19 protein-coding genes and 2 riboswitches are annotated in these 22,198 nt (G+C 37.7%); of the genes, 2 read left to right on the plus strand and 17 right to left on the minus strand.

Going from position 1 to position 22,198, the window contains the following annotated elements; all coding sequences use genetic code 11:
* Window positions 1-152: 152 nt before the first annotated feature.
* Window positions 153-1,280, minus strand: coding sequence for a radical SAM/CxCxxxxC motif protein YfkAB (yfkAB, locus tag CAO17_RS15740; protein ID WP_085993570.1), 1,128 nt, complete (start codon window positions 1,278-1,280; stop codon window positions 153-155).
* Window positions 1,281-1,460: 180 nt separating this feature from the next.
* Here yfkAB and CAO17_RS15745 point away from each other — a divergent pair, with 180 nt between their 5' ends.
* Complete coding sequence (locus tag CAO17_RS15745) at window positions 1,461-3,083, plus strand: catalase (RefSeq protein WP_085993571.1); 1,623 nt, start codon at window positions 1,461-1,463, stop codon at window positions 3,081-3,083.
* A gap of 47 nt (window positions 3,084-3,130) precedes the next feature.
* On the opposite strand, the gene aroD is transcribed toward CAO17_RS15745, so the two are convergent.
* From aroD to CAO17_RS15760, 3 genes are all read right to left on the minus strand, one after another.
* Window positions 3,131-3,859 (minus strand): type I 3-dehydroquinate dehydratase, encoded by a 729-nt coding sequence (aroD, locus tag CAO17_RS15750; protein WP_085994523.1) that lies wholly within the window; start codon window positions 3,857-3,859, stop codon window positions 3,131-3,133.
* A 71-nt stretch (window positions 3,860-3,930) separates the two neighbouring features.
* Window positions 3,931-5,124 carry a trans-sulfuration enzyme family protein gene (locus CAO17_RS15755; protein WP_085993572.1) on the minus strand — a complete coding sequence of 398 codons (1,194 nt, stop codon included), beginning with the start codon at window positions 5,122-5,124 and terminating at the stop codon, window positions 3,931-3,933.
* A gap of 125 nt (window positions 5,125-5,249) precedes the next feature.
* Window positions 5,250-6,056, minus strand: coding sequence for an arginase family protein (locus CAO17_RS15760; protein WP_085993573.1), 807 nt, complete (start codon window positions 6,054-6,056; stop codon window positions 5,250-5,252).
* 213 nt (window positions 6,057-6,269) lie between these two features.
* On the opposite strand from CAO17_RS15760, the gene CAO17_RS15765 reads away from it, so the two are divergent.
* On the plus strand, window positions 6,270-6,914 hold the full coding sequence (locus tag CAO17_RS15765; RefSeq protein WP_085993574.1) for a tetratricopeptide repeat protein: 645 nt from the start codon (window positions 6,270-6,272) through the stop codon (window positions 6,912-6,914).
* A gap of 79 nt (window positions 6,915-6,993) precedes the next feature.
* On the opposite strand, the gene sdaAA is transcribed toward CAO17_RS15765, so the two are convergent.
* The 13 genes from sdaAA to CAO17_RS15830 form a co-directional block, all read right to left on the minus strand.
* A complete protein-coding gene (gene sdaAA, locus CAO17_RS15770) occupies window positions 6,994-7,869 on the minus strand; it encodes an L-serine ammonia-lyase, iron-sulfur-dependent, subunit alpha (RefSeq protein WP_085993575.1) in 876 nt (291 codons plus the stop codon).
* Between the two features lie 14 nt (window positions 7,870-7,883).
* Window positions 7,884-8,546 (minus strand): L-serine ammonia-lyase, iron-sulfur-dependent subunit beta, encoded by a 663-nt coding sequence (gene sdaAB / locus CAO17_RS15775; RefSeq protein WP_085993576.1) that lies wholly within the window; start codon window positions 8,544-8,546, stop codon window positions 7,884-7,886.
* Between the two features lie 66 nt (window positions 8,547-8,612).
* Window positions 8,613-9,476 (minus strand): formyltetrahydrofolate deformylase, encoded by an 864-nt coding sequence (gene purU, locus CAO17_RS15780; protein WP_085993577.1) that lies wholly within the window; start codon window positions 9,474-9,476, stop codon window positions 8,613-8,615.
* Between the two features lie 235 nt (window positions 9,477-9,711).
* On the minus strand, window positions 9,712-11,109 hold the full coding sequence (lpdA, locus tag CAO17_RS15785; RefSeq protein WP_085993578.1) for a dihydrolipoyl dehydrogenase: 1,398 nt from the start codon (window positions 11,107-11,109) through the stop codon (window positions 9,712-9,714).
* Between the two features lie 76 nt (window positions 11,110-11,185).
* Window positions 11,186-11,494, minus strand: a complete 309-nt coding sequence (locus tag CAO17_RS15790) for an iron-sulfur cluster biosynthesis family protein (RefSeq protein WP_085993579.1) — start codon at window positions 11,492-11,494, stop codon at window positions 11,186-11,188.
* A 116-nt stretch (window positions 11,495-11,610) separates the two neighbouring features.
* A complete protein-coding gene (gene gcvPB, locus CAO17_RS15795; RefSeq protein WP_085993580.1) occupies window positions 11,611-13,095 on the minus strand; it encodes an aminomethyl-transferring glycine dehydrogenase subunit GcvPB in 1,485 nt (494 codons plus the stop codon).
* On the minus strand, window positions 13,088-14,440 hold the full coding sequence (gcvPA, locus tag CAO17_RS15800; protein WP_085993581.1) for an aminomethyl-transferring glycine dehydrogenase subunit GcvPA: 1,353 nt from the start codon (window positions 14,438-14,440) through the stop codon (window positions 13,088-13,090). Before gcvPA ends, gcvPB begins: the two co-directional genes overlap by 8 nt.
* 1 nt (window position 14,441) lies before the next feature.
* Window positions 14,442-14,837: a glycine cleavage system protein GcvH gene (gcvH, locus tag CAO17_RS15805; RefSeq protein WP_085993582.1), complete on the minus strand. Its 396-nt coding sequence runs from the start codon at window positions 14,835-14,837 to the stop codon at window positions 14,442-14,444.
* A 45-nt stretch (window positions 14,838-14,882) separates the two neighbouring features.
* Complete coding sequence (gene gcvT / locus CAO17_RS15810; RefSeq protein WP_179151973.1) at window positions 14,883-15,995, minus strand: glycine cleavage system aminomethyltransferase GcvT; 1,113 nt, start codon at window positions 15,993-15,995, stop codon at window positions 14,883-14,885.
* Window positions 15,996-16,086: 91 nt separating this feature from the next.
* Entirely contained in the window at window positions 16,087-17,337 is a 1,251-nt protein-coding gene (gene glyA / locus CAO17_RS15815; RefSeq protein WP_085993583.1) for a serine hydroxymethyltransferase, read from the minus strand.
* A 282-nt stretch (window positions 17,338-17,619) separates the two neighbouring features.
* Window positions 17,620-17,719, minus strand: a riboswitch (glycine riboswitch).
* A 291-nt stretch (window positions 17,720-18,010) separates the two neighbouring features.
* Window positions 18,011-18,108: riboswitch (glycine riboswitch) on the minus strand.
* A gap of 1,066 nt (window positions 18,109-19,174) precedes the next feature.
* Entirely contained in the window at window positions 19,175-19,741 is a 567-nt protein-coding gene (locus tag CAO17_RS15820; protein WP_085993584.1) for a hypothetical protein, read from the minus strand.
* Between the two features lie 186 nt (window positions 19,742-19,927).
* Entirely contained in the window at window positions 19,928-21,130 is a 1,203-nt protein-coding gene (locus CAO17_RS15825) for an ornithine--oxo-acid transaminase (RefSeq protein ID WP_425435883.1), read from the minus strand.
* A 195-nt stretch (window positions 21,131-21,325) separates the two neighbouring features.
* Window positions 21,326-22,045 (minus strand): EcsC family protein, encoded by a 720-nt coding sequence (locus tag CAO17_RS15830; protein ID WP_085993586.1) that lies wholly within the window; start codon window positions 22,043-22,045, stop codon window positions 21,326-21,328.
* Window positions 22,046-22,198: the final 153 nt, after the last annotated feature.

Genomic DNA, 22,198 nt, shown 5'->3' on the forward strand with positions numbered 1-22,198 from the left:
CATACCATAGATTACTTTTTTAAGTCATAATGAATCGTGCTTTTTTACCGCAGGACAGTAGTACCCCCACCTTGAAAATAGAGGAAAAACCTAGTTAATACCACACAACAAATACCCCTACCGATTAAGGTAGAGGTCATTACAAAAGGATTTTACCGGCTAATTCTAGCTTCTCTCTTTTGGAAATCTACATCCTTGTAGTATGCATTTTTCACTAAAATATTCGGACCAAGGCAATGTACTGCTGGGCAATGGCAGTTTAAACTTTTTGCCATTTTCGTTTCCATCCAACGATCATACGCTTCCGTTAATTTTGTATCTTGTATATTTCCTAATGAAGGCTCCTCGTCCCCAAAATCGGTTACAATGACATCGCCTGTAAAAATATTAACATTCAATCTAGAACGTCCATCCGGATCATTACGAAGAGATACATTCCTTTCAGTGTATAAACGTTTCAATAAATCTAAATCTTCTTGCTTACTATTACATGCGTAGAATGGGAGCGTACCAAATAACATCCACATGTCCTGGTTACGATGCTCTAGTAATCGATAAATGGCTGAGCGCATTTCATCTAGACTTAAGATTTCTAAATTACTTGCAAAATCGACAGGGTACATGGGGTGAATTTCGTGTCGGGCACACCCCATTTCGTTTACATGATCATGAATTTGCTCTAAATAAGGATACGTACGTTTATTCAGCATCGTTTCAGCAGAGACCATTACCCCTTTACTAGAAAGTAGCTGCGAATTTTCAACCATTCTCTCAAAATATTTTTTTCTACTTTCCAATGAAGGTTTCCGTTCCATTAATGCAAATCCGGTCTCCGCATATTCCTCCGGCGTACCCCAATTGTGGGATATATGCAACACATCGGTATACGGAATAATTTGCTCATACCGATCATAAGGTAAGGTTAAATTTGAGTTAATTTGAGTTTTTACTCCTCTTTCATGAGCGTATTGTAATAATGGGAGAACATATTCTCGGACTGATTTCTTATTCATCATCGGTTCCCCACCAGTAATACTCAATGTACGAAGATTGGGTATTTCATCTAATCGTTTAACTAAGAGATCCAATGGTAACCCCTGTGGGTCAACCGGCTGTAAAGTGTAACCAACTGCACAATGCGCACAACGCATATTACACATGACCGTTGTCGTAAATTCAATATTAGATAACGTCATTTCCCCAAACTCCTCGACATCCCTATATGCCTCCCACGGATCACTTGCAGGATTCATCACTTGGTTGTTAGTCGATGTTTTCATAAAGTTATAATTCTCCTCTCTTTCAAAGACACTTCCCTTATTTTACCATTTTATTTCTATATACTTAAGATTATATCTATAACATTAATTAATCCCTCTCAACTGATTATTTTCGATAGTATTCGGTAACCCTAAATAATGTTTATTCGTCTTAAAATTTTAGAAAAGAGGAGATATACCATGGCAAAAGAACCATCCAATAACAATGAAACAAATATCGAAAATGATGACACATTAACGACACGACAAGGTCACCCTGTAACTAATAACCAAAACATACGAACGGTGGGAAATAGAGGTCCAGCTACACTGGAAAATTACGACTTCATTGAGAAAATCAGTCATTTTGATCGTGAGAAAGTTCCAGAACGGATTGTTCATGCTCGCGGAGCTGGGGCCCATGGATATTTTGAAGCTTATGGAACTGCTGGTAATGAACCAATATCAAAATACACACGTGCAAAGCTATTTCAGGAAAAAGGAAAACAAACACCAGTATTTGTTCGCTTTTCAACCGTTGTAAACGGTAAAGACTCACCTGAAACCGTCCGTGACCCTCGTGGTTTCGCGGTTAAATTCTACACAGAGGATGGAAACTGGGATTTAGTTGGCAACAATATCAAAATATTTTTCATCCGAGATGCGATGAAATTCCCAGATATGATTCATGCTTTTCGTCCTGATCCGGTAACCAACCTTCAAGATCCAGAACGTTTCTTTGACTTTTGCGCAAATTCACCAGAAAGCTTTCATATGGTAACATTTATATACTCACCTTGGGGAATTCCAGCAAACTATCGGATGATGCAAGGCTCCGGGGTTAATACCTACAAATGGGTTAACAAGGAAGGTAAGGCAGTTCTAGTGAAATATCATTGGGAACCAAAGCAGGGAATTAAGAATTTAACGGTTGAAGAAGCAGCAGAAATTCAAGCCAAAAACTTTAGTCACGCTACACAGGATTTATATGAAGCCATTGAACGTGGTGAATATCCAGAATGGGAATTATTTGTCCAAATCATGGAAGATGGACCACACCCTGAACTAGATTTTGACCCATTAGATGACACGAAGTTATGGCCAGATGACCAATTTCCATGGTTGCCAGTGGGTAAATTGATCTTAAATAAGAATCCGGAAGACTTCCATACCGAAGTAGAACAATCAGCCTTTGGTACTGGGGTTCTTGTAGATGGTCTAGATTTCTCAGATGATAAAATGCTACAAGGAAGAACATTCTCTTATTCTGACACACAACGATACCGAGTTGGCGCAAACTATCTTCAAGTACCAATAAATGCGGCGAAAAAACGCGTAGCAACCAACCAGGAAGGCGGACAGCTACGTTATCAAACCGATAAAGCACCTGGCCAAAATCCTCATGTGAACTATGAACCATCTATTTTAGGTGGTTTGAAGGAAGCAGAGCAAACGGGGAAAGAATACACACCGAAAGTGGAAGGAAATCTTGTTCGTGAATCCATTGACCGTAATGATAATACCAAACAAGCTGGTGAAACGTATCGTCGCTTTGAACAATGGGAAAAAGATGAATTAATTAAAAACCTCGTTAATGATTTATCCATTTGTGATAAACGCATCCAAGATAAAATGATGGCACTAGCAGAAGAGGCTGATGAAGAATATGGTCGTAGATTAAGAGAAGGATTAGCAGATAAGAGTAAAACGAACAGTGACATGAAGATGGAAGCAGGTGAAGAATTCCGTCCTCTTGGACAAAAGGATGCTCACCAAGCTGTTCAAGATGCTGTTGATAAAGGACATGATGCAGAACCATACTAATATTAAAGACCTCGGTGTATTCTCCAGTACCAACACCGAGGTTTTTCTTATTTTTCCTTTACATTTTGGTGGATAAGCTTTAATACGCTTTTTAACTCCTCGACACCTACTTGTCCTGGTGCAGAAGCTTTCTTGGCTGCACCAAATGTAATCGCAGAACCAAATATTTCTCCCGCTAGACGACTGATTACGCCTTTTCCGGCCATAGCCATCGTGATAATTGGCTGTTTAGCATACTGATTTTTCATCTCATTCGTTGCTTCTAACAAGGTAAGAACATCCTTTTCATTCCTAGGCATGACAGCAATTTTAGGAATATCCGCACCCAAATCCTGAGCCTTCCTTAAACGAGATACAATCTCTTCCTTTGGAGGTGTCTTTTCAAAATCATGATTGGAAATAATAACCTTAACTTGATTATGTTGTGCCACTTTAATTAAATTTCTCATAACCTTCTCATCTATGAATAATTCAACATCTATCATGTCCATACATTTAGTTTCTATCATTGCTTTATTCAGGGTTGCATAGTAATCTAATCCAACTTCCTTTTCTCCGCCCTCTTTTGCACTGCGGAAGGTAAAGAGAAGCGGAATTCCTCCCAATATTTCTCTAATTTGAACGGATGCATCTCTCACTGCTTCAACATTCTCTACATCTTGATAGAAATCTACTCGCCATTCAACTAAATCAATATCCATTTTAGAAAGATACTCAGCTTCTTCCCTTAATTCTTCATTTGTTTTGCCAACCATAGGTACACAGATTTTAGGCATTCCTTCCCCAATGGTGATATTTCTAACTGTCAATGAATGCAAAAAAGCCAACTCCTTTTATACGATGCAACTTATATTTCCTTCAATGCTAGTAAGACATCGCTTTTTAAATCATCTATATGCTCTAAACCTACTGAGAAGCGGACAAAATTTGATGGGATTCCAGCTGTTTTCATTTGTTCTTCACTCAATGCACCTTCCCACATTGCTGCTGTATGTACAACTAATGAATCAACACCACCTAAACTTACTGCATTTGTCGTCAAGTTTAGCTTCGATACAAATTTCTGTGTATCCACATAATCGCCTTTAACGGAAAAAGCAATAACAGCACCGAACCCCTTCATTTGTTGCTTTGCCAAATCATGCTGTGGATGACTTTCTAAACCAGGATAATACACTTTTTCAACCTGAGGCTGTTCTTCTAGATATTTCGCAAGTGCAAGTGCATTTGCATTAATCCGTTCCATTCTTAATGGAAGTGTCCTCAACCCGCGTAACAATAACCATGCATCCATTGGAGATAAAACAGAACCAATGGAAAGATGTGTATCCCAAATTCTCTCAGCCAATTCATGATTCGTACAAACTACACCTGCAGTGAGGTCATGGTGTCCACCTAAATACTTCGTAGCACTATGAATAACGACATCCACCCCGAAATCATGGGGACGTTGATTAACAGGAGAAGCAAATGTATTATCTGCCACAACCAGAATTCCTCTTGATTTTGCTAAATTTACTACTGCTTCCAGATCTGTTACAACCAATGTTGGATTTGCCGGTGTTTCTACCATAATTATTTTTGTATTCGGCTGAATAGCCTTTTCAAAGGCAGAAATATCTGCTTGTTCTACAACGGTTGTCTCTACCCCAAACCTTGGAAGCATTTCATCCATAATTTTTGTTGTACTCATGTAATGTCTTGTTTGAGCAATAACATGGTCCCCTGCAGAAAGAAGAGATAAAAGCGTCGTTGATATCGCCCCCATACCTGAACCTGTTACAAGAGCTGTTTCTGTCCCTTCTAATTCTGCCAAAATTGCATTTACGCGGTCATGTCCAGGATTCCCGTAGCGAGTATAATATCTTGAAGGGCGAGGTTTACTAGCATTCTCCGCAAATTCAGCAGAGTCTTTTGCCATAAATGCCGAAGAATAATAGATTGCTGGAGATACTGCACCTTCCTTTTCCGCCCATTCCTTATCTCCATGTAATACAAGTGTATCGTCTTTATAGCTGTCTTGGTTTCTATGATTATCCATTGAAATTTCCAATCTCCTTTATCCATTGTCTACATTATTATTTCGTGAAATAGGTGTGTAAATCCTGCTAATTCATCCAATTATTCGACATTTTTTTCGTTCATCTTTATTTCATGCTACAGATTCTAAAGGTAATTTAATAATTGAATAGATTTATACTTTGCTTTCATCCCTTCTCGGATTTGACGTAGAATAAAACCATTCGCACTATCATTTTTTGCAAGAGCATCTTGTGCTTGTTTTTGATATTTATTGGTTGGATTAATAGGGTATTCCCCACAAATATCCACTCCGTTTATTTCCTTCCACTTAAATAATGCCCTCACCATTCTCATCATTTGTTTTAATTTCAATGTTCCATGGTCCCAGCCTGTTACTGCTTCCTTTTTATCTAAAACATCTTTATCTATGCTAATATATACGGAATCTGTCGGTATATTTTTTAAAATAGATTTTGTGATAGATAAATAATCAGTATGAAGTGAGTTTTCAGTATATGTTACTACTTTTCTATAAAAAGAGTCGGGGATATGATGTTTTGCTTCTTCGCTCACACCAATAATAAATACTTTCTTTAGCAGAGGAAATTGTTTGAGGGATTCTAATACCCAAGATCCACATGAGATTAATGTATCACTAGGGCTTGGCAGTGTGTCCGTATGATGGTCAAATAAAACTAATGTATATGGCTTTTCAATTCTAGACTGAAGCAAATAAGAAATATAATGGTAATTCCCACTACCTAAAAAAGTGATACTACTTCGCCATCGTTCATGTAATTTTTCATAGATAGACCTAAGTGTACTTTTCTCACAGAACAAACTAGTACTAGGAATGGATTCAAGATCAATCCACTCATAAGGTTTACCCTGATAAAAAGATTGATGATTATAAGAACCGTCTAAGTTTAATAATGCTATATTACCTTGCACTTGGTATGCCCTCCTATAATGCTTTGTTCAAAAATTCACATATAGTTGTTATAAATAACTAATTCTATTATACCAATCTTTTCATATTATTTATATTTTAAGGAACTTGAGATAATTGGTATTGATATGGATAACATTATATAATTACAATAGATGAACCGTTGGTGATAATTATCCAAACCCTTCATGTTCTGAAAGAGGGAGTGAATATTTGTGAAAAGGATTAAAAATAAATTAAACAATGCATTAAACTTTGTGAATAAAGGCCATTTGAAGCAGGCTGAAATTCTATATTTAGAATGCTTGGACAAAATTGAAGATAAACAGTCTAGTATATATAAACAAGCAATGCATGGGCTTGGCTTTATAAAGAGTGAATTAGGCCAATTTAAAGAGGCTAGTAAGCTGTACATCGCTCTTTTATACATAGCTAGGGATAAGGGGGATAAAGAGGATGAGGCACTTGCTTATCATCAACTTGGTATGGTTGAGCGATTAAGTGGAAATATCGAGAAAGCACTTCACTATTTTGCAAAGGAATATGAAATCTACCATGATACTTTTCCAGAATTTCATCTAGGATTTGCCGTTAATTTATATGAGAGAGGAAAAACCTGCCTATTACAAAATGAGCTCACAGAGGCCCAGTATTTCATAGAGGATTCCTTAAACCATGGGGAAAAAACAGGAGAGCCTATCGTTGTTGGATGCACCCACCGAGATCTAGGGCATATTTTTCAACTGAATGGTGAGAAGAAAAAGGCAATGATTCATTATAAGTATGCACTGGATGCGTTTCAAAGAGCGGAGGACAGTCAAGCCATAAAGGATATAGAAAGAAAAATGGCAAACCTATAATTGAATTATGGTTTGCCATTTTTATATTGAGTGAAAAATTACAGAGAAGGTGATTTCTCCATTAATAATGAGAAACCAATTATGCTAACGAACCGAATATTTTTTCCTTCAATAACTGCCCTGTTGGTGTAGCAGCTAATCCACCTTCACCCGTCTCTCTCAAGGTGGATGGCATCGTTTGACCAATACGATACATCGCACCGATTACTTCATCACATGGAATCCGGCTTGTAACTCCCGCTAACGCCATGTCTGCTGACACAATAGCAAGGGATGCTCCTCCAGCATTACGTTTGACGCACGGAACTTCAACAAGTCCCGCTACTGGATCACAAACAAGCCCAAGCATATTTTTTAACGTCATAGCAAAAGCCTCCGCTGAAGCTTGAGGTGTACCTCCAGCCATTTCTACAATTGCAGCAGATGCCATGGCACCCGCTGAACCTACTTCTGCCTGACAACCTCCGGCAGCACCCGATATGAATGCGTTATTGGCGACCACAAACCCAAAGGCACCAGCTGTAAACAGATAACGTACCATCTGTTCACGTGTGGGATTAAGTTGATTTTTCACTGCAAATAATGTTCCCGGAACAACACCCGCACTACCTGCAGTTGGAGTTGCACAAATGGTACCCATAGCTGCATTCACTTCATTTGTTCCCATGGCTTTACTTACAGCATCTAACAATAAGTTACCAGATAAGGGTGTGTTTTTATTCATATATTCTTGAATTTTAACAGCGTCTCCGCCAGTCAAACCAGTTACAGACTTAACCCCTTTTAGACTATCTTCAATAGCCTTTTCCATCACTCCTAAATTTTTTTCCATCTCAGAGAATACTTCTTCCCTTGTTTTCTCTTTAACATCCATTTCTTGACGAATCATGACCTCTGAGATCATTATATTTTCTTTTTCTGCAATCTCCACTAATTCCGCTGCTGTTCGAAACATATGATACCTCCTCTTTAACTAACAATTGTTGACACGTGAATAATGTTTTGAGCTTTTGTTAGTTCGTGTAACACAGCTTCTTCAACATTTTGGTCGGTTTCAATAACCATTAATGCCTCCTTACCAAGGTCTTTCCGGTTCACTTCCATGTGTCCGATATTTATTTTGTACTTGGCTAAAATAGTTGTAATGGAGGCAATAGCACCAAACCGATCATTATGTGTAACAAGAATGGCTGGGTGATTTCCCGACAAACGGAGTTCAAAGCCATTTAACTCGGTGATTTCTACTTTTCCACCACCAATTGATACTCCCACTAATTCTACCTGTTCTTCTTGGTTACCAATAATTAAACGAGCTGTGTTTGGGTGGCTTACTGCACTTGTATCTTCAATAAATTCGATGTTTAATCCACGTTCTTTAGCTATATCAAGTGCCTTACTCATTCTGGGATCATCTGTTTCAAAGCCGAGCAATCCTCCGGCAAGGGCAAAGTCTGTTCCATGTCCTCTATATGTTTTAGCAAAAGACTCATATAAATGAATTTTTGCCCAACTCGGCTCACTACCTAATAGATTTCGCGCAGCTTTACCAATTTTTGCTGCCCCTGCTGTATGAGAGCTTGATGGCCCAATCATTACTGGACCGATAATGTCGAATACCGAATTATATTTCATATATGTCACCGCCTTGTGGTAAATTTGCGATACAAACTAATGAGCAATAGTTAAGTTACTATTACTTCACGCAAATACAATTGTTTTATTACCATGAACAAGTACCTTGTCTTCCACATGCCATGAAACGGCTTGGGCCAGAACCCTTCTCTCCACATGACGTCCAGCAACCTTTAAATCCTCTGCTGTATATTGATGATTGATTCGCTGAACATCTTGTTCAATAATTGGTCCTTCATCGAGATCATTGGTTACATAATGTGCCGTTGCACCGATTAATTTTACTCCTCGATTAAACGCTCTTACATATGGATTGGCACCAACAAAGGCTGGTAAGAATGAGTGATGAATATTTATGATTTTATTTGGGTACTTAGAAATAAAGTTTGGGGAAAGAATTTGCATGTATCGAGCCAGAACAATAAAGTCTACCTTCCCTTTTAATAATTCCAATGCTTTCTGTTCGGCTTCTTCTTTTGTATCCTTCGTTAATGGTATATGATAAAAAGGAATTCCATAACTCTCTACTACTTCTTTTAAATTTGCATGATTACTGATAACTAATGGTATTTCAACTGGGATTTCATTTGTTTTCCATCTCCATATAAGCTCCATAAGACAGTGATCCGCTTTTGAAACGAAGATGGCCATTCTCTTCCTCTTTTTGTTACTGCTTAACCACCAGTCCATTGCATAATCCTTTGCCAGCACGTCTAGATCTTCCTCTAGTTTTTCAAGCGATTGGCTTTCCACATTAAACTCAATCCTCATGAAAAATATTCCCGCTTGTGGATCTGTTGTGTGTTGATCAAAGTCGATAATATTAGCATTATGTTCCGACAAAAAGTTAGTTACAGTCGAAATGATTCCTGGCTTTTCTGGACAAGAAATTAATAATTTTGCACGGTTCACATTTTTCTTTTGATCCAATGCTTTCCCTCCTTATATTAGGTTTTACTTATAATATTTGCTTCAACCATTGTAGCCCTTTTCATTCTCCTATCTCCGGAAAAAATGGTCACCTGGTAAGCGCGTGATTACAGCTCCAAAGATTGCGACCACCTCAGAGCGATAATCACGCATAAATATCAGGTTAATAACATTTTAAATAACAACAATCCTTTAGAAAACAGCCAATTTAAATAAACCAATATAACACTAAATTCTACGCATGAATCGCCAACCCATCTACTGCTAAAGCAGCTTCACCAATTGCTTCGGTTAATGTTGGATGAGGGTGAATAGTATTAGCAATATCCATAGCAGTTGCATTTAATACTTGAGCTAGGCCTGCCTCTGTAATCATGTCAGTGACATGAGGCCCTACCATATGCGCCCCTAACAACTTATTTGACTCTTCTTCAACAACTAGTTTTACAAAACCATCCGATTCACCAAAAACAAGTGACTTTCCTATTGCACGAAATGGGAATTTACCTGTTTTTACTTGATAACCTTTATCCTTTGCCTCATCCTCTGTTAGTCCAACACTTGCTGCTTCGGGATTACTATATATACATCTTGAAACAAGTGAATAATCAAGAGATGCTGGAGAATTACCTGCTATATGTTCAACAGCGATTAGACCTTCATGTGAGGCAACATGAGCAAGTTGTAATCCCCCTATTACATCACCAATGGCGTAAATGTTTTGTTCATTTGTTTGATAGTAATGATTTGTTTGAATAAAACCACGGTCTATTTCAACTTCCGTATTTTCGAGGTCAAGGCCTTCTGTATTTGGTAAACGACCAACGGATACAAATAATTTATCAGCGGAAAATAGTGTTTCTTTACCTTTATGTTCTGCCTTTATGGAAACACCTTCACCCTTCTCTAATGTTTCAGGTAACACCTTCGCTCCCGTAACAACTTTAATACCCTTTTTCTTCATTAACCTCTGTACTTCCTTAGAAACATCTTTATCTTCAGTCGGTAAAATCCGATCAGCATATTCGACTACCGTTACTTTTAAACCAAAATCTGCAAGCATCGATGCCCATTCAATTCCGATGACACCGCCACCGACAATAATAATTGAATTTGGTAACTCTTCTAAACTCAACGCTTCATCTGATGTCATCACATATTGTCCATCTATCTCTAGTCCAGGAAGTGTTCTTGGACGGGAGCCTGTAGCAATTATAATATTTTTTGTATTTAGTACATGCTGTTCTTCATCATTACCTTTTACAGCTACACCTTTTGAGTCTAAAATACTTCCTGTTCCCTCATACACATCAATTTTCCCTTTTTTCATTAAATGTTGAATCCCTTTTAATAGTCGGGTCACAATTTCTTCTTTCCGAGATTGTACCTTCGAAAAATCTAGCCCAACTTCAGGGGCAATAACACCATATTTTTCTCCATTTTTCGAGTTAGAATATACTTCTGCACTTCTTAATAAAGCTTTACTTGGTATACAACCAGCATGGAGACATGTTCCACCCAATTTTCCTTTTTCCACTATTGCTGTTTTTAGGCCTAATTGAGTTGCACGAATTCCTGTAACATAACCCCCTGGCCCGCCACCAATAATAATAACATCATATTCTTCTGCCATTGGAATACCTCTCCTTTTTTGCCATTACTTCCATTCCCCGCGTAACTCCCTTTGTACAATTACAATCTCTATCATCCTATGAATCTAATTCAATAGCACATGCACTTGAAGCAAAACTCTCTCCAACAAGAAAGCCCTGTTCAACGTTATAATCAATTTGCGTCTCTTCATCCAGATAACGCTTCGTAAACCGATCTATACGTATTTGAATTCCATCATATTCAATAATTGAATCATTTCGGCGCAGTTCATCGAAAATGAGCTTAAATTTCACAGACACCCCACAGCCTCCAGCGATATCAGCATCAATCCGTGGATAATGGTCTTCCTTTATATCTGCTGCTTTCAGCTTATCTAACGCTGCTTCTGTTAATGTAATAACCATCTAACGCACTCCTTTTGAACTCCGGAATTCATCTATTACTTCAATCAACTAAGTGAATGCAAGCCATTGGTGGCTTTTTTCCCACCAATGGCTATTTCCTGTTATGGGATTGGCATTTATGCTTTAACAGTTTCCTTTTCTTGCACCTTTGTATACCGTACGACTGGTTTTCTTGCTGCTTGAACCTCATCCAATCTTCCAACGATAGTTGTATGTGGAGCATCTAAAACAATTCCTGGATTTTCTTCTACTTCTTTAGCAATTTGTATCATAGCATCTGCAAATGCGTCCATTGTTTCTTTTGATTCCGTTTCGGTTGGCTCAATCATTAAACCTTCCTCGACATTTAGAGGGAAGTAGATTGTTGGTGGATGGTAACCAAAATCAAGCAGACGCTTTGCCATATCAAGTGTACGTACTCCAAGTTTTTTCTGTCTTGATCCAGATAGCACAAATTCATGCTTACAAAGTTGTTTATATGGCGAATCAAAATGTTCCTCTAGTTTTTTACGAAGATAGTTTGCATGAAGTACTGCCCCTTCAGATACTTGACGCAACCCTTCAGGTCCCATTGTACGAATATAAGTGTACGCACGAACCAGAATACCAAAGTTTCCATGATATCCTTTTACACGGCCAATAGATAATGGATAATCAGAATTCAATACATAATTCTCGCCATCTTTTTCGATACGCGGTACCGGTAAATAAGGAATAAGTTCCTTTTTAACTCCCACTGGACCAGCCCCAGGTCCTCCACCACCATGAGGTGTAGTAAATGTCTTATGGAGATTTAAATGTACAATGTCAAATCCCATCGCCCCTGGTGTCGTTTTTCCTAAAATTGCGTTCGCGTTCGCACCATCATAATATAGTAGTCCACCAGCTTCATGAACAACTTTTGCAATATCTTCAATTTCTGTTTCAAATAGGCCAAGTGTATTTGGGTTAGTTAACATTAATGCAGCTGTATCACTATCTACTAGTTTCTTTAATTCCTCTAAATCAACTAGCCCATCCTCATTAGATGGAATTGTAGCTGTTTCAAACCCAGCAACGGAGGCACTGGCAGGGTTTGTTCCGTGTGCTGAATCCGGAACAAGTACCTTTTTCCTACTTTCTCCGTTTTTCTCATGATAGGCTTTTACCATCATTAAACCGGTAAATTCACCTTGTGCCCCTGCAGAAGGTTGTAGCGATATCGCGTCCATACCCGTAATTACAGCTAACTCTTCCTGTAAATGATATAAAAGCTCTAGTGCGCCTTGTGTCGTTTCAGTTGATTGATAAGGATGAATGCGACTAAATCCTGTAAGACGTGCGATATCCTCATTTATTTTCGGATTATATTTCATCGTACAAGACCCTAATGGATAAAACCCATTGTCGATTCCATGGTTTTTATTTGATAGAGCTGTATAATGGCGAACAACTTGAAGTTCAGAAACCTCAGGAAGATCTGCTGCTTCATCTTCGTCGCGGATCAAATGCTTTGGTAATTTCTTCTCTAAATCAACACTTTCTACATCATTCTTTGGAAGGCTGTATCCCACACGTCCTGGACGACTGACTTCAAAGATAAGATCATTATATTCAACCATTTACAACCGCCTCCAATAATTCTACAAATTGATCAATCTCTTCTTTCGATCTTTGCTCCGTAACAGCGATAAGCATTTGTTTATTATCGCCATACTCTTCCCCTAAGTCATAGCCACCGATATAACCTAATTCGAGAAGTCTTTCATTAACTTCTTTAACCGTACGTGGAAGTTCAACAACAAATTCATTAAAGAATGCCGATTTATTCATTACAGTAAAACCATTACTTTGAAGAAGATTTGCCATATAATCTGCTTTCTCAAAATTTTGCTGTGCCATTTCACGGATCCCGCGCTTACCAAGTGCTGACATACAGATTGAAGAAGCTATAGCGTTAAGTGCCTGGTTAGAACAGATATTTGATGTCGCTTTATCACGACGAATATGCTGTTCCCGTGCTTGTAATGTTAATACAAATCCACGATTTCCTTCATCATCATTTGTTTGGCCAACAATTCGCCCCGGAATCTTGCGCATAAACTTTTTATTTACTGCAAAATATCCACAGTGTGGACCACCAAAAGCCATTGGTACTCCAAGTGGTTGCATATCACCGACAACCATATCAGCACCAAGCTTTCCAGGTGATTGTAGTAGGGCTAATGCCAACGGGTTGGCACTTACAATCAATAACGCACCTTGTTCCTTAGCATATTTCTTAATTTCAACCAAATCTTCAATCGAGCCAAAGAAGTTTGGATATTGCACAATAACAGCTGCAGTATCTTTATCAATCTGTGTTTCTAATTGCTGTAAATCTGTGATATCCGTATCAAGACCTACCTCTTCTACTTTATAGTCTTGACCTTTTGCAACCGTATCTAAGACTTCACGAGATTCAGGATGTACACCTCTTGATATAAGGACTTTTGGCCTTCTTTTGGATGCAACAGCAAGGGAAGCTGCTTCCGCTAAGGATGTAAAGCCATCATACATGGAAGAGTTGGCTACATCCATACCTGTTAGTTCACAAACCATCGTTTGGAATTCGAACATGCCTTGTAGTTCCCCTTGACTAATTTCTGGTTGATACGGTGTATATGCTGTATAAAATTCAGAGCGAGAAATCATATGATCAACAACACTTGGAATATAATGGTCATACGTACCAGCACCAAGGAAGCTTGGATATTGGTCCACATTTATATTTTTTGAAGCTAGTTTATTCATTTTTTTCACAAGTACAGGTTCCGGATCTGCCTCTGGAATATCTAGCTCCCCATCTAATCGAAGACTAGTCGGAATATCTTCAAACAACTCATCAACAGAAGAAACATTTAAAAACTCCAACATTTCTTTCTGATCTTGCTTCGTATCTGGAAGATATCTATACGTATTGGTCATGTTATTCCTCTCCTTCGTTAAGAAATGCTTGGTATTCTTCCTCATTTAACAGTGATTCTAATTCCTCTGGGTTAGATAACTCTACTTCTACTAACCAACCTGCATCATATGGTTGTTCATTTATCATCTCAGGAGCATCTTCCAACTCCTCATTCACTCGAACAATTACACCTGACACAGGAGAATATAGTTCAGAAACTGCTTTAACCGATTCAATCGATCCCATTGAGTCATTCACAGCTACTTCATCATCTTCCTCTGGATTTTCAACAAAGACGATATCCCCTAATTCATCTTGTGCATAATCGGAAATTCCAATACGAACACGATTCCCGTCTAATGGTAATACCCACTCATGTTCCTTGCTATATAGTAAATTTGTAGTTGCATTTGTCATTGTCTGTTACTTCCCTTCCCACATGTTATTATTTTTGTCGATATACTACCCTTTTTTATAAAAAGGTGTTTTGACAACAACGGCATCAATCATTTTTTTGCGGATTTGAACTTTTAATGGCGTCTCCACTTTACTATGCTCCGTTGATATAAGAGCAAGACCTAAGCTTTTCTTTAAGGACGGAGAACGAGTTCCAGATGTAACGAATCCAATTTCTTCTCCATCCTCTGAAGACACCTTGTAACCATGACGCGGAATACCTCTTCCCGTTATTTCTATTCCTACTAATTTCCGCTTTAGTCCTTCTTCTCTTTGTTTAGTAAGGACAGACTTTCCGATAAAATCACTTTCTTTTTTCGTTTTAACCGCAAAACCAATTCCAGCTTCAAGCGGGCTAATCTCTTTAGTAAGCTCTTGACCATAAAGTGCAAGACGCGCTTCGAAGCGAAGCGTATCACGTGCACCAAGTCCACATGGTTTTAATCCATCTTCTTCTCCTACTTGCAAAAGCTTCTCCCAAAGTGCTTCTGTTTGGTCAGCAGCTAGGTAAAGTTCAAAGCCATCTTCCCCCGTGTAACCTGTACGGGATACAAGAACATCGTTAATTCCATCTAACTTGACATGCTCTTCGAAGCGGAAAGGAGCGATTTCGCTTAAATCTTTATCCGTTAATTTTTGTAAAATATTTGCAGCCTTTGGTCCTTGGATAGCAAGCAACCCAACATCATCTGAAATATTCTTTAGGGTTACTTCACCTTTTACATGCTGCTTCATCCATTCATAATCTTTTTCAACATTTGCGGCGTTGACCACTAGAAGGTACTTTTCATCAGCTAACTTATAAATAAGGAAATCATCAATTGTACCACCATCTGGGTAACACATTGCTGTATATTGGGTTTGATTCCTATCAATTTTGGTTACATCATTTGTAACAAGATAATTGATAAAGCTTTCCGCATCCTTACCTTCAACAAGCACCTCTCCCATATGGGAAACGTCAAATAAACCTGCCTCATTACGTACTGCCTCATGCTCCTCTGTTATGCCTGAAAACTGTACCGGAAGTTCCCAACCTCCAAAATCGATGACCTTTGCACCATAATTTTTATATACTTCAAAAAGTGGTGTTCGCTTCAACACTGTTTCTGCACTCATTATTACACCCCTACTTTCGATTTTTTCCAACTTGAATTTCCTACAATATATCGCTATTAATACTGTTAAATTCTAGGAAGTTATCACATTCCTATACATTAACTATTTGTTGAAATATCGGATAGTTACCGCAAATTTCTTTTGTTGTTTCTTTTGCTCGTTTGAGGACATCCTTATCCCCTTTACTCTTCAGAACAGAAGCTATTACTTTTCCGATTCTAACCATTTCATCTTGTTTCATGCCTCTAGTTGTTAAAGCAGCTGTTCCCATACGGACACCACTTGTAACAAATGGCTTTTCGGGATCGAATGGAACAGTATTCTTATTTACGGTAATTCCCGCTTCCTCTAATAGCTTCTCAGCTTCTTTCCCTGTTAAGTTCCATGGACGTACATCTAAAAGAATAAGATGATTATCGGTTCCCCCGGAGACAAGTGATGCCCCCTCTTCCTTTAATGTTTCACCAAGGACTTTAGCATTTGTAATGACTTGCTCTGTATACTCCTTAAAGCTCGGCTGCAACGCTTCATTAAATGCAACTGCTTTAGCTGCAATAATATGCATCAATGGTCCACCCTGAATCCCTGGAAAAATAGCTTTATTCACAGCTTTAGCTATTTCTTCATCATTTGTTAGAATGATACCACCACGTGGGCCTCTCAATGTTTTGTGAGTTGTACTTGTTACTACATCTGCATAAGGAAGTGGAGATGGATGTAAACCTGCTGCAACGAGGCCTGCAATATGAGCCATATCCACCATTAATTTCGCACCAACTTGATCTGCAATCTTTCTAAACCGTTCGAAATCTATTTTTCTTGGATATGCACTTGCTCCCGCAATAATCATTTTTGGCTTCTCTTTTTTTGCAATAGCTTCTACTTCATCGTAGTCGATTGTTTGTGTATCTTCTCTTACCCCATAGGAAACGATGTCAAACCATTTACCTGAAATATTAACAGGGCTACCATGTGTTAAGTGGCCACCATGAGAAAGGTTCATTCCCATCACCTTATCACCAGGTTGAAGTAGTGCGTAATAAACCGCTAAGTTTGCTTGCGCACCAGAGTGTGGTTGTACGTTAGCGTATTTAGCCCCAAATAGCTCGGTTAGTCGATTAATGGCTGTATTTTCTGCTACATCAACAAACTCGCATCCGCCGTAATAGCGTTTTCCTGCATAACCTTCTGCATATTTATTTGTCATTACGCTTCCCATTGCTTCTAATACATCTTCACTAACAAAGTTTTCTGATGCAATTAACTCAAGTGTTTGATGTTGACGTTGTTTCTCATCCTCAATAGCTTTAAAAATAGTCGAATCATTTTGTTGTAATCCCATTTTTTCTCCTCCTTAGCATTACGTATAAGTCTTTCAACTCAAAGATTGAAAATACAGCACAGTGAGTGAGACACATATACCTCTTTTCTAAACTACAACTACTAAATCAATGAAAAGAGCTAGATAAACAATTTTTCTCTGCTATATTTTCGCATTAAAAAAGACAGAAAAGGGTAGTGTTCTATAACCCTTCTCTGTCCTTTTACCTGAGAGTTTAACTCTTAATATATGAGTCTTCCCCTTTGGTGGCGTATCACTATAAATACGCACTCTCCAGAGTTGCGTCCCGTTGTGGTACCATCTACCTGAGAGATTTATTCCAAGGGTGTTTTTGGAACTTGCTCCTTCGGTGGCTTTTTATGCACTCTCCCACAACAATCATCCGCTAATATTTAATTTTTAACAATTTTCAGAATCAGATGGCGAAAACTATTCATAGAGCGAATTTAATGTCACCACAATTCGTTCTCACTTATAATTCCTTCATTACCACAACTTCTTCTAACTACATGCTTTCAGCCAGTTCACCACACTTTAAAAAGCGCTTACAATTTTAAAAATAAAGTAAAATTTTGCGCAAAAAAGGACAGGGAGAATAGGCATTCCTAATTCCCTCTGTCCTTTTACCTGAGAGTTTAACTCCTTTGGTGGCCCGTGGCTCTCTCCAGAGACGCGTCTTATTGTGGTCCTTTAACCTGAGAGTTTGACACCCTTTTTGGGTAATTGCTCCTTCGGTGCTAAGTAAATCTTAGTCTCTCCCACAATATTCAACCGCAACTATTTTGATTTGATTTTATAATAATACATAATCAGAATTTTGTCAACCAGATAAATGAAAAAGTTCTTTAAAAATATCTTTACCAAATCTATATTTTCAAAAGTTACTAAAACACTTTATCAAGACCAATGAAATACTATTTACTAAGTAAAAAGGGAAAAAAGTTGCTGAATGGAAAAGTACTGTTTGTAGCTTGAATCAATTAAAAGAGAATAAGGGAGATAAGGAGACTGGAGATGGTTATTCAGTATATTTATGCAGTTATCCAAAAGCTACCACAAGCTCGAGCGATAGGAAATTAGTGATGAGTTACGTGGGTTAACTAAAGATATACTGGAAGATCCAAGTCGAAACGGGGGTTATAATAGAAGCCATCTGATTTACCGCCAATTCCAGATGAAAAGAAACAAATCAAACGCAGCGAATCCATAATGGGAATTGTTTTTCACGCTATTATAATCATATTTCTTACCTTTCGAGTGACTATTCTGAAGTCTGGGTATTCGGAGTCGACCTTTCATAGTATTATTCCATTTTTAAATGAGCAAACCTATGGGTGTATTTGCTGATTATTATTCTCATTTTTAGGATTTGTATCATAAAAGAGTGCTTAAAGCTCGTAAATTGGAAAATGGACGTATAAGTTAGCAATTTATAAAATCATCGTGAATATGTTCTATTGCGTCCATATTATTTATGATCGGCGGTCCAGATTTTTGGGATCCTACATTTAGGAGCGAATTAGTAAAAGCTGGTGTGGTCACAGTTTGTTCTATAGTGTTTGAAATCATAATTATCTTGTGAAACCAGCTATCATTTGGGATTCATTATACTCATTTTGGTTTCGTTTGGGATGCTGTATATGCATTTATTAGAGCCCTCAAAAAATAATTACTTTCAAATGACACATGTTTGCGTATAAACAAAAGGATAGAGTGTTTAACTCAAAAGAAGAACAATGTATTTACGTACACTTCTTTGATATGGTACACGAAATATACGTGGTGGTTATGCTCCATTCATGTTCAGGTTTTACTTTTAGAAATTTGGTAAGAACAATTATTTTTCTGCTACTTTTGCCATTCCTTTGATCAATTTTGTAAGCCAGAGTGAAACGAAAGCAATCGCTATATCGATAAGAAAAATGTAGATTTGATTCATACCTTTATTGATTTCCACGATTCCCAGATTATCCTCTATCGTAACAAGACCAAAGGCAAATACGGCACTTAATAATACAGTATATAAGAAGAAGTTCTTTTTATTGTTGGAACAATATTGATACATAAGCAAAAAGCCCACTGGTAAAGCTGAAGCAGTTACATTTACAGCCATCGGTAATACAGGTAATAGAAAATAAGTGTGGACGAAATAACCGTACTTTTCTAGAACAATGGCGGTATAATTCCATAGAATATGAACAGTATACCCAAAAAACAACCACTCAAAAATCCTTTTTCTATCTACTTTAAAATAAAGAATGATTAGCGGAAATATCAATAAAAAGGCAACAACCCAAAATTGCCACGTACCTAAGTTAGAGTATTTATCCCAATAAGATAATACTAATGAATTTAACTCATCACTTTTTTCATATATTTGGTCCCAATACTCTCTGTATCCCATTAAATACCTCCTTGACTTAAAAATTTCTACGTCAAACGATGTATTATTAATGTTTTCTAAAATGAGGCATTTATACAGAGCAAATTTTTCTCTGTTAAAGGTCCTACCTACTTTTATAACAATAAAAAAGCCTAAATCTCTAATAGATTTAAGCTACAGTGCCCAACTCTCATGTCACAGCATTACTTAATGCTTAAAAAACACCTTCCTGATTTTATCAATCGCCCAATCAAGTTCTTTTTCTTTTATTACTAATGGGGGTGCAAAACGAATTACATTTTCATGTGTTTCTTTACATAACAGTCCTTCTTCTTTTAATTTTTCGCAATAAGCTCTAGCTGGTCCGTGGAGTTCAACTCCTACAAATAATCCCTTTCCACGCACTTCCTTAATTGCTGGATTAGTGATTCCCTTTAACTTATCCCGGAAGTATTTCCCCAGTCTATTAGAGCGATCTGCTAATTTTTCTTCTTCAATAACTTCTAATGCTGCCATGGAGACGGCACATGCTAATGGGTTACCACCAAAGGTTGACCCGTGTGAACCTGGATTAAAAACTCCTAATATATCCTTGTTTGCAACCACACATGAAATCGGGAAAACTCCGCCTCCCAGAGCCTTTCCTAAAATATACATATCAGGTTCTACATTTTCCCAATCACAAGCAAAAAGTTTTCCGGAACGCGCAAGACCCGCTTGAATCTCATCGGCAATATAAAGTACATTATTCTTTTTACAAACGGTATATGCGTCTTTTAAAAAACCATTGGGAGGAATTACAATACCTGCTTCTCCTTGAATTGGTTCGAATAGGAATCCTGCAGTATTTTTTGTAATGGCTGCTTTTAAAGCTTCAATATCTCCATATGGAATAACCTTTATACCGGGAAGCATTGGACCAAACCCTCGTTTATATTCCGCTTCAGAAGATAAAGAAACAGCTGTCATAGTACGTCCATGGAAATTCCCTTCACATGCTATAATTTCCGCCTTCCCATATTCTACACCCTTTACATCATATGCCCAACGACGAGCAGCTTTTATCGCTGTTTCCACTGCTTCTGCACCCGTATTCATCGGTAGTGCCATATTCTTATTCGTTAGCTTACATATCTTTTCATACCATGGTCCTAATTGATCATTATGAAAGGCTCGTGATGTCAGTGTAACCATATCTGCTTGTTTTTTTAATGCATGAATAATCTTTGGATGACGATGCCCTTGATTTACAGCAGAATATGCGCTAAGCATATCCATATATCTATTCCCTTCAGGATCCTTCACCCATACCCCTTCAGCATCCGAAACAACAATTGGAAGCGGATGATAATTATTCGCCCCATACTTTAAGGTTAGATTCATGATATCGCTTGAATTTATATCCTCCATCATTTCTCCCCCTTTTGGTGCTTCTTTACACCTGATCAATCATTCTGCTTTTTACTTTCCTTAAATTACCTATTTAACCTATAATTCAGATTGTTATGGTTTACTTTTATTTTCAAGACCTAGCTTATATTTTATTTCTTGCATAGTTGAAGTATAATGTAACGTAATGAAGCGGATGATTGTAAGTACTTCTTGTTATGAGTATTTCTGTTCTAAAATTCTCATCCGATATACATTTATCGCGGTCTCCGCAAGCTCATCGATTAAATTATAGTTTGCATACGCTCCAACTATCGCACCAAATCCAGGGATGAGCTGCAGCATTTTGACCAAATCAATATAATCTCGATATTCTTGCTGGAAGGAACGCCAATCCATGTCAATCAACTTTTCTTTTTGTTCCTCCCAATTTTCAATAATGAATAAGGTCTCCCTTCTTTTTTCATCATTGGAAAATGCAAGCTGAAAAATATGAAGGATAAATAATCTTTCTTCATATTTACCTGTATCAAATCCATATATTGACGCTACTTCAAATAAGAATTTTAATTTAATGGATAAAAGTAGTGGAAAATCAGCAAGACCTAGAAAAATCCCTCCTGCTCCTGTACCAGCACCTTCAACAGTTGCAGTGCGACGGTAGACTATCTGTTTTGCTTTTACTTGCTCATCCATTTCATATAATGGCCTGTTGGTATTCATTCGTCTTTTTGTAGTCAAATCTGAACCAAATAACGTGGCTTTCACCATATTCTTTATACTTTCTGTAATAATCCGATGAGCCTTTTCAGGAATCCAGGAATTAATTTTATTTTGAGCCCTTTTGGAAATCCGATTAATCATCCTTCCTGGTCTCATTATTTTCAGCCGCCACGCTTGCACTTCATCATATGCTTTTACTTCGTAGTTATTCATCTTTATTCATCCTTTGTTCGTTACTGTTATGTTGTACGTATGAACGGAAGAAAAAGTTCTATTTCCACCTAAAAATATGGTTAGCCCATACTAAATGATATACAACTGTATAATTATAGATGATTACATATGCTCCCGAGAAAATAAAATTGA

This window comes from Oceanobacillus senegalensis (genome assembly GCF_900176885.1).
In the GTDB taxonomy this organism is placed as follows: Bacteria; Bacillota; Bacilli; order Bacillales; family Amphibacillaceae; genus Oceanobacillus; species Oceanobacillus senegalensis.

Bases quoted from the DNA above. Each gene is read 5' to 3' on its own strand.
- yfkAB (WP_085993570.1), bottom strand. From the start codon at position 1,280: ATGAAAACATCGACTAACAACCAAGTGATGAATCCTGCAAGTGATCCG.
- aroD (WP_085994523.1), bottom strand. From the start codon at position 3,859: ATGCCTAAAATCTGTGTACCTATGGTTGGCAAAACAAATGAAGAATTA.
- sdaAB (WP_085993576.1), bottom strand. From the start codon at position 8,546: ATGAAATATAATTCGGTATTCGACATTATCGGTCCAGTAATGATTGGG.
- CAO17_RS15755 (WP_085993572.1), bottom strand. From the start codon at position 5,124: ATGGATAATCATAGAAACCAAGACAGCTATAAAGACGATACACTTGTA.
- CAO17_RS15790 (WP_085993579.1), bottom strand. From the start codon at position 11,494: ATGGTTATTACATTAACAGAAGCAGCGTTAGATAAGCTGAAAGCAGCA.
- lpdA (WP_085993578.1), bottom strand. From the start codon at position 11,109: ATGGCAGAAGAATATGATGTTATTATTATTGGTGGCGGGCCAGGGGGT.
- CAO17_RS15825 (WP_425435883.1), bottom strand. From the start codon at position 21,130: ATGGAGGATATAAATTCAAGCGATATCATGAATCTAACCTTAAAGTAT.
- CAO17_RS15745 (WP_085993571.1), top strand. From the start codon at position 1,461: ATGGCAAAAGAACCATCCAATAACAATGAAACAAATATCGAAAATGAT.
- gcvH (WP_085993582.1), bottom strand. From the start codon at position 14,837: ATGACAAATGCAACTACAAATTTACTATATAGCAAGGAACATGAGTGG.
- gcvPB (WP_085993580.1), bottom strand. From the start codon at position 13,095: ATGGTTGAATATAATGATCTTATCTTTGAAGTCAGTCGTCCAGGACGT.
- CAO17_RS15830 (WP_085993586.1), bottom strand. From the start codon at position 22,045: ATGAATAACTACGAAGTAAAAGCATATGATGAAGTGCAAGCGTGGCGG.
- CAO17_RS15820 (WP_085993584.1), bottom strand. From the start codon at position 19,741: ATGGGATACAGAGAGTATTGGGACCAAATATATGAAAAAAGTGATGAG.
- gcvT (WP_179151973.1), bottom strand. From the start codon at position 15,995: ATGAGTGCAGAAACAGTGTTGAAGCGAACACCACTTTTTGAAGTATAT.
- sdaAA (WP_085993575.1), bottom strand. From the start codon at position 7,869: ATGTTTCGAACAGCAGCGGAATTAGTGGAGATTGCAGAAAAAGAAAAT.
- gcvPA (WP_085993581.1), bottom strand. From the start codon at position 14,440: ATGACCAATACGTATAGATATCTTCCAGATACGAAGCAAGATCAGAAA.
- glyA (WP_085993583.1), bottom strand. From the start codon at position 17,337: ATGGGATTACAACAAAATGATTCGACTATTTTTAAAGCTATTGAGGAT.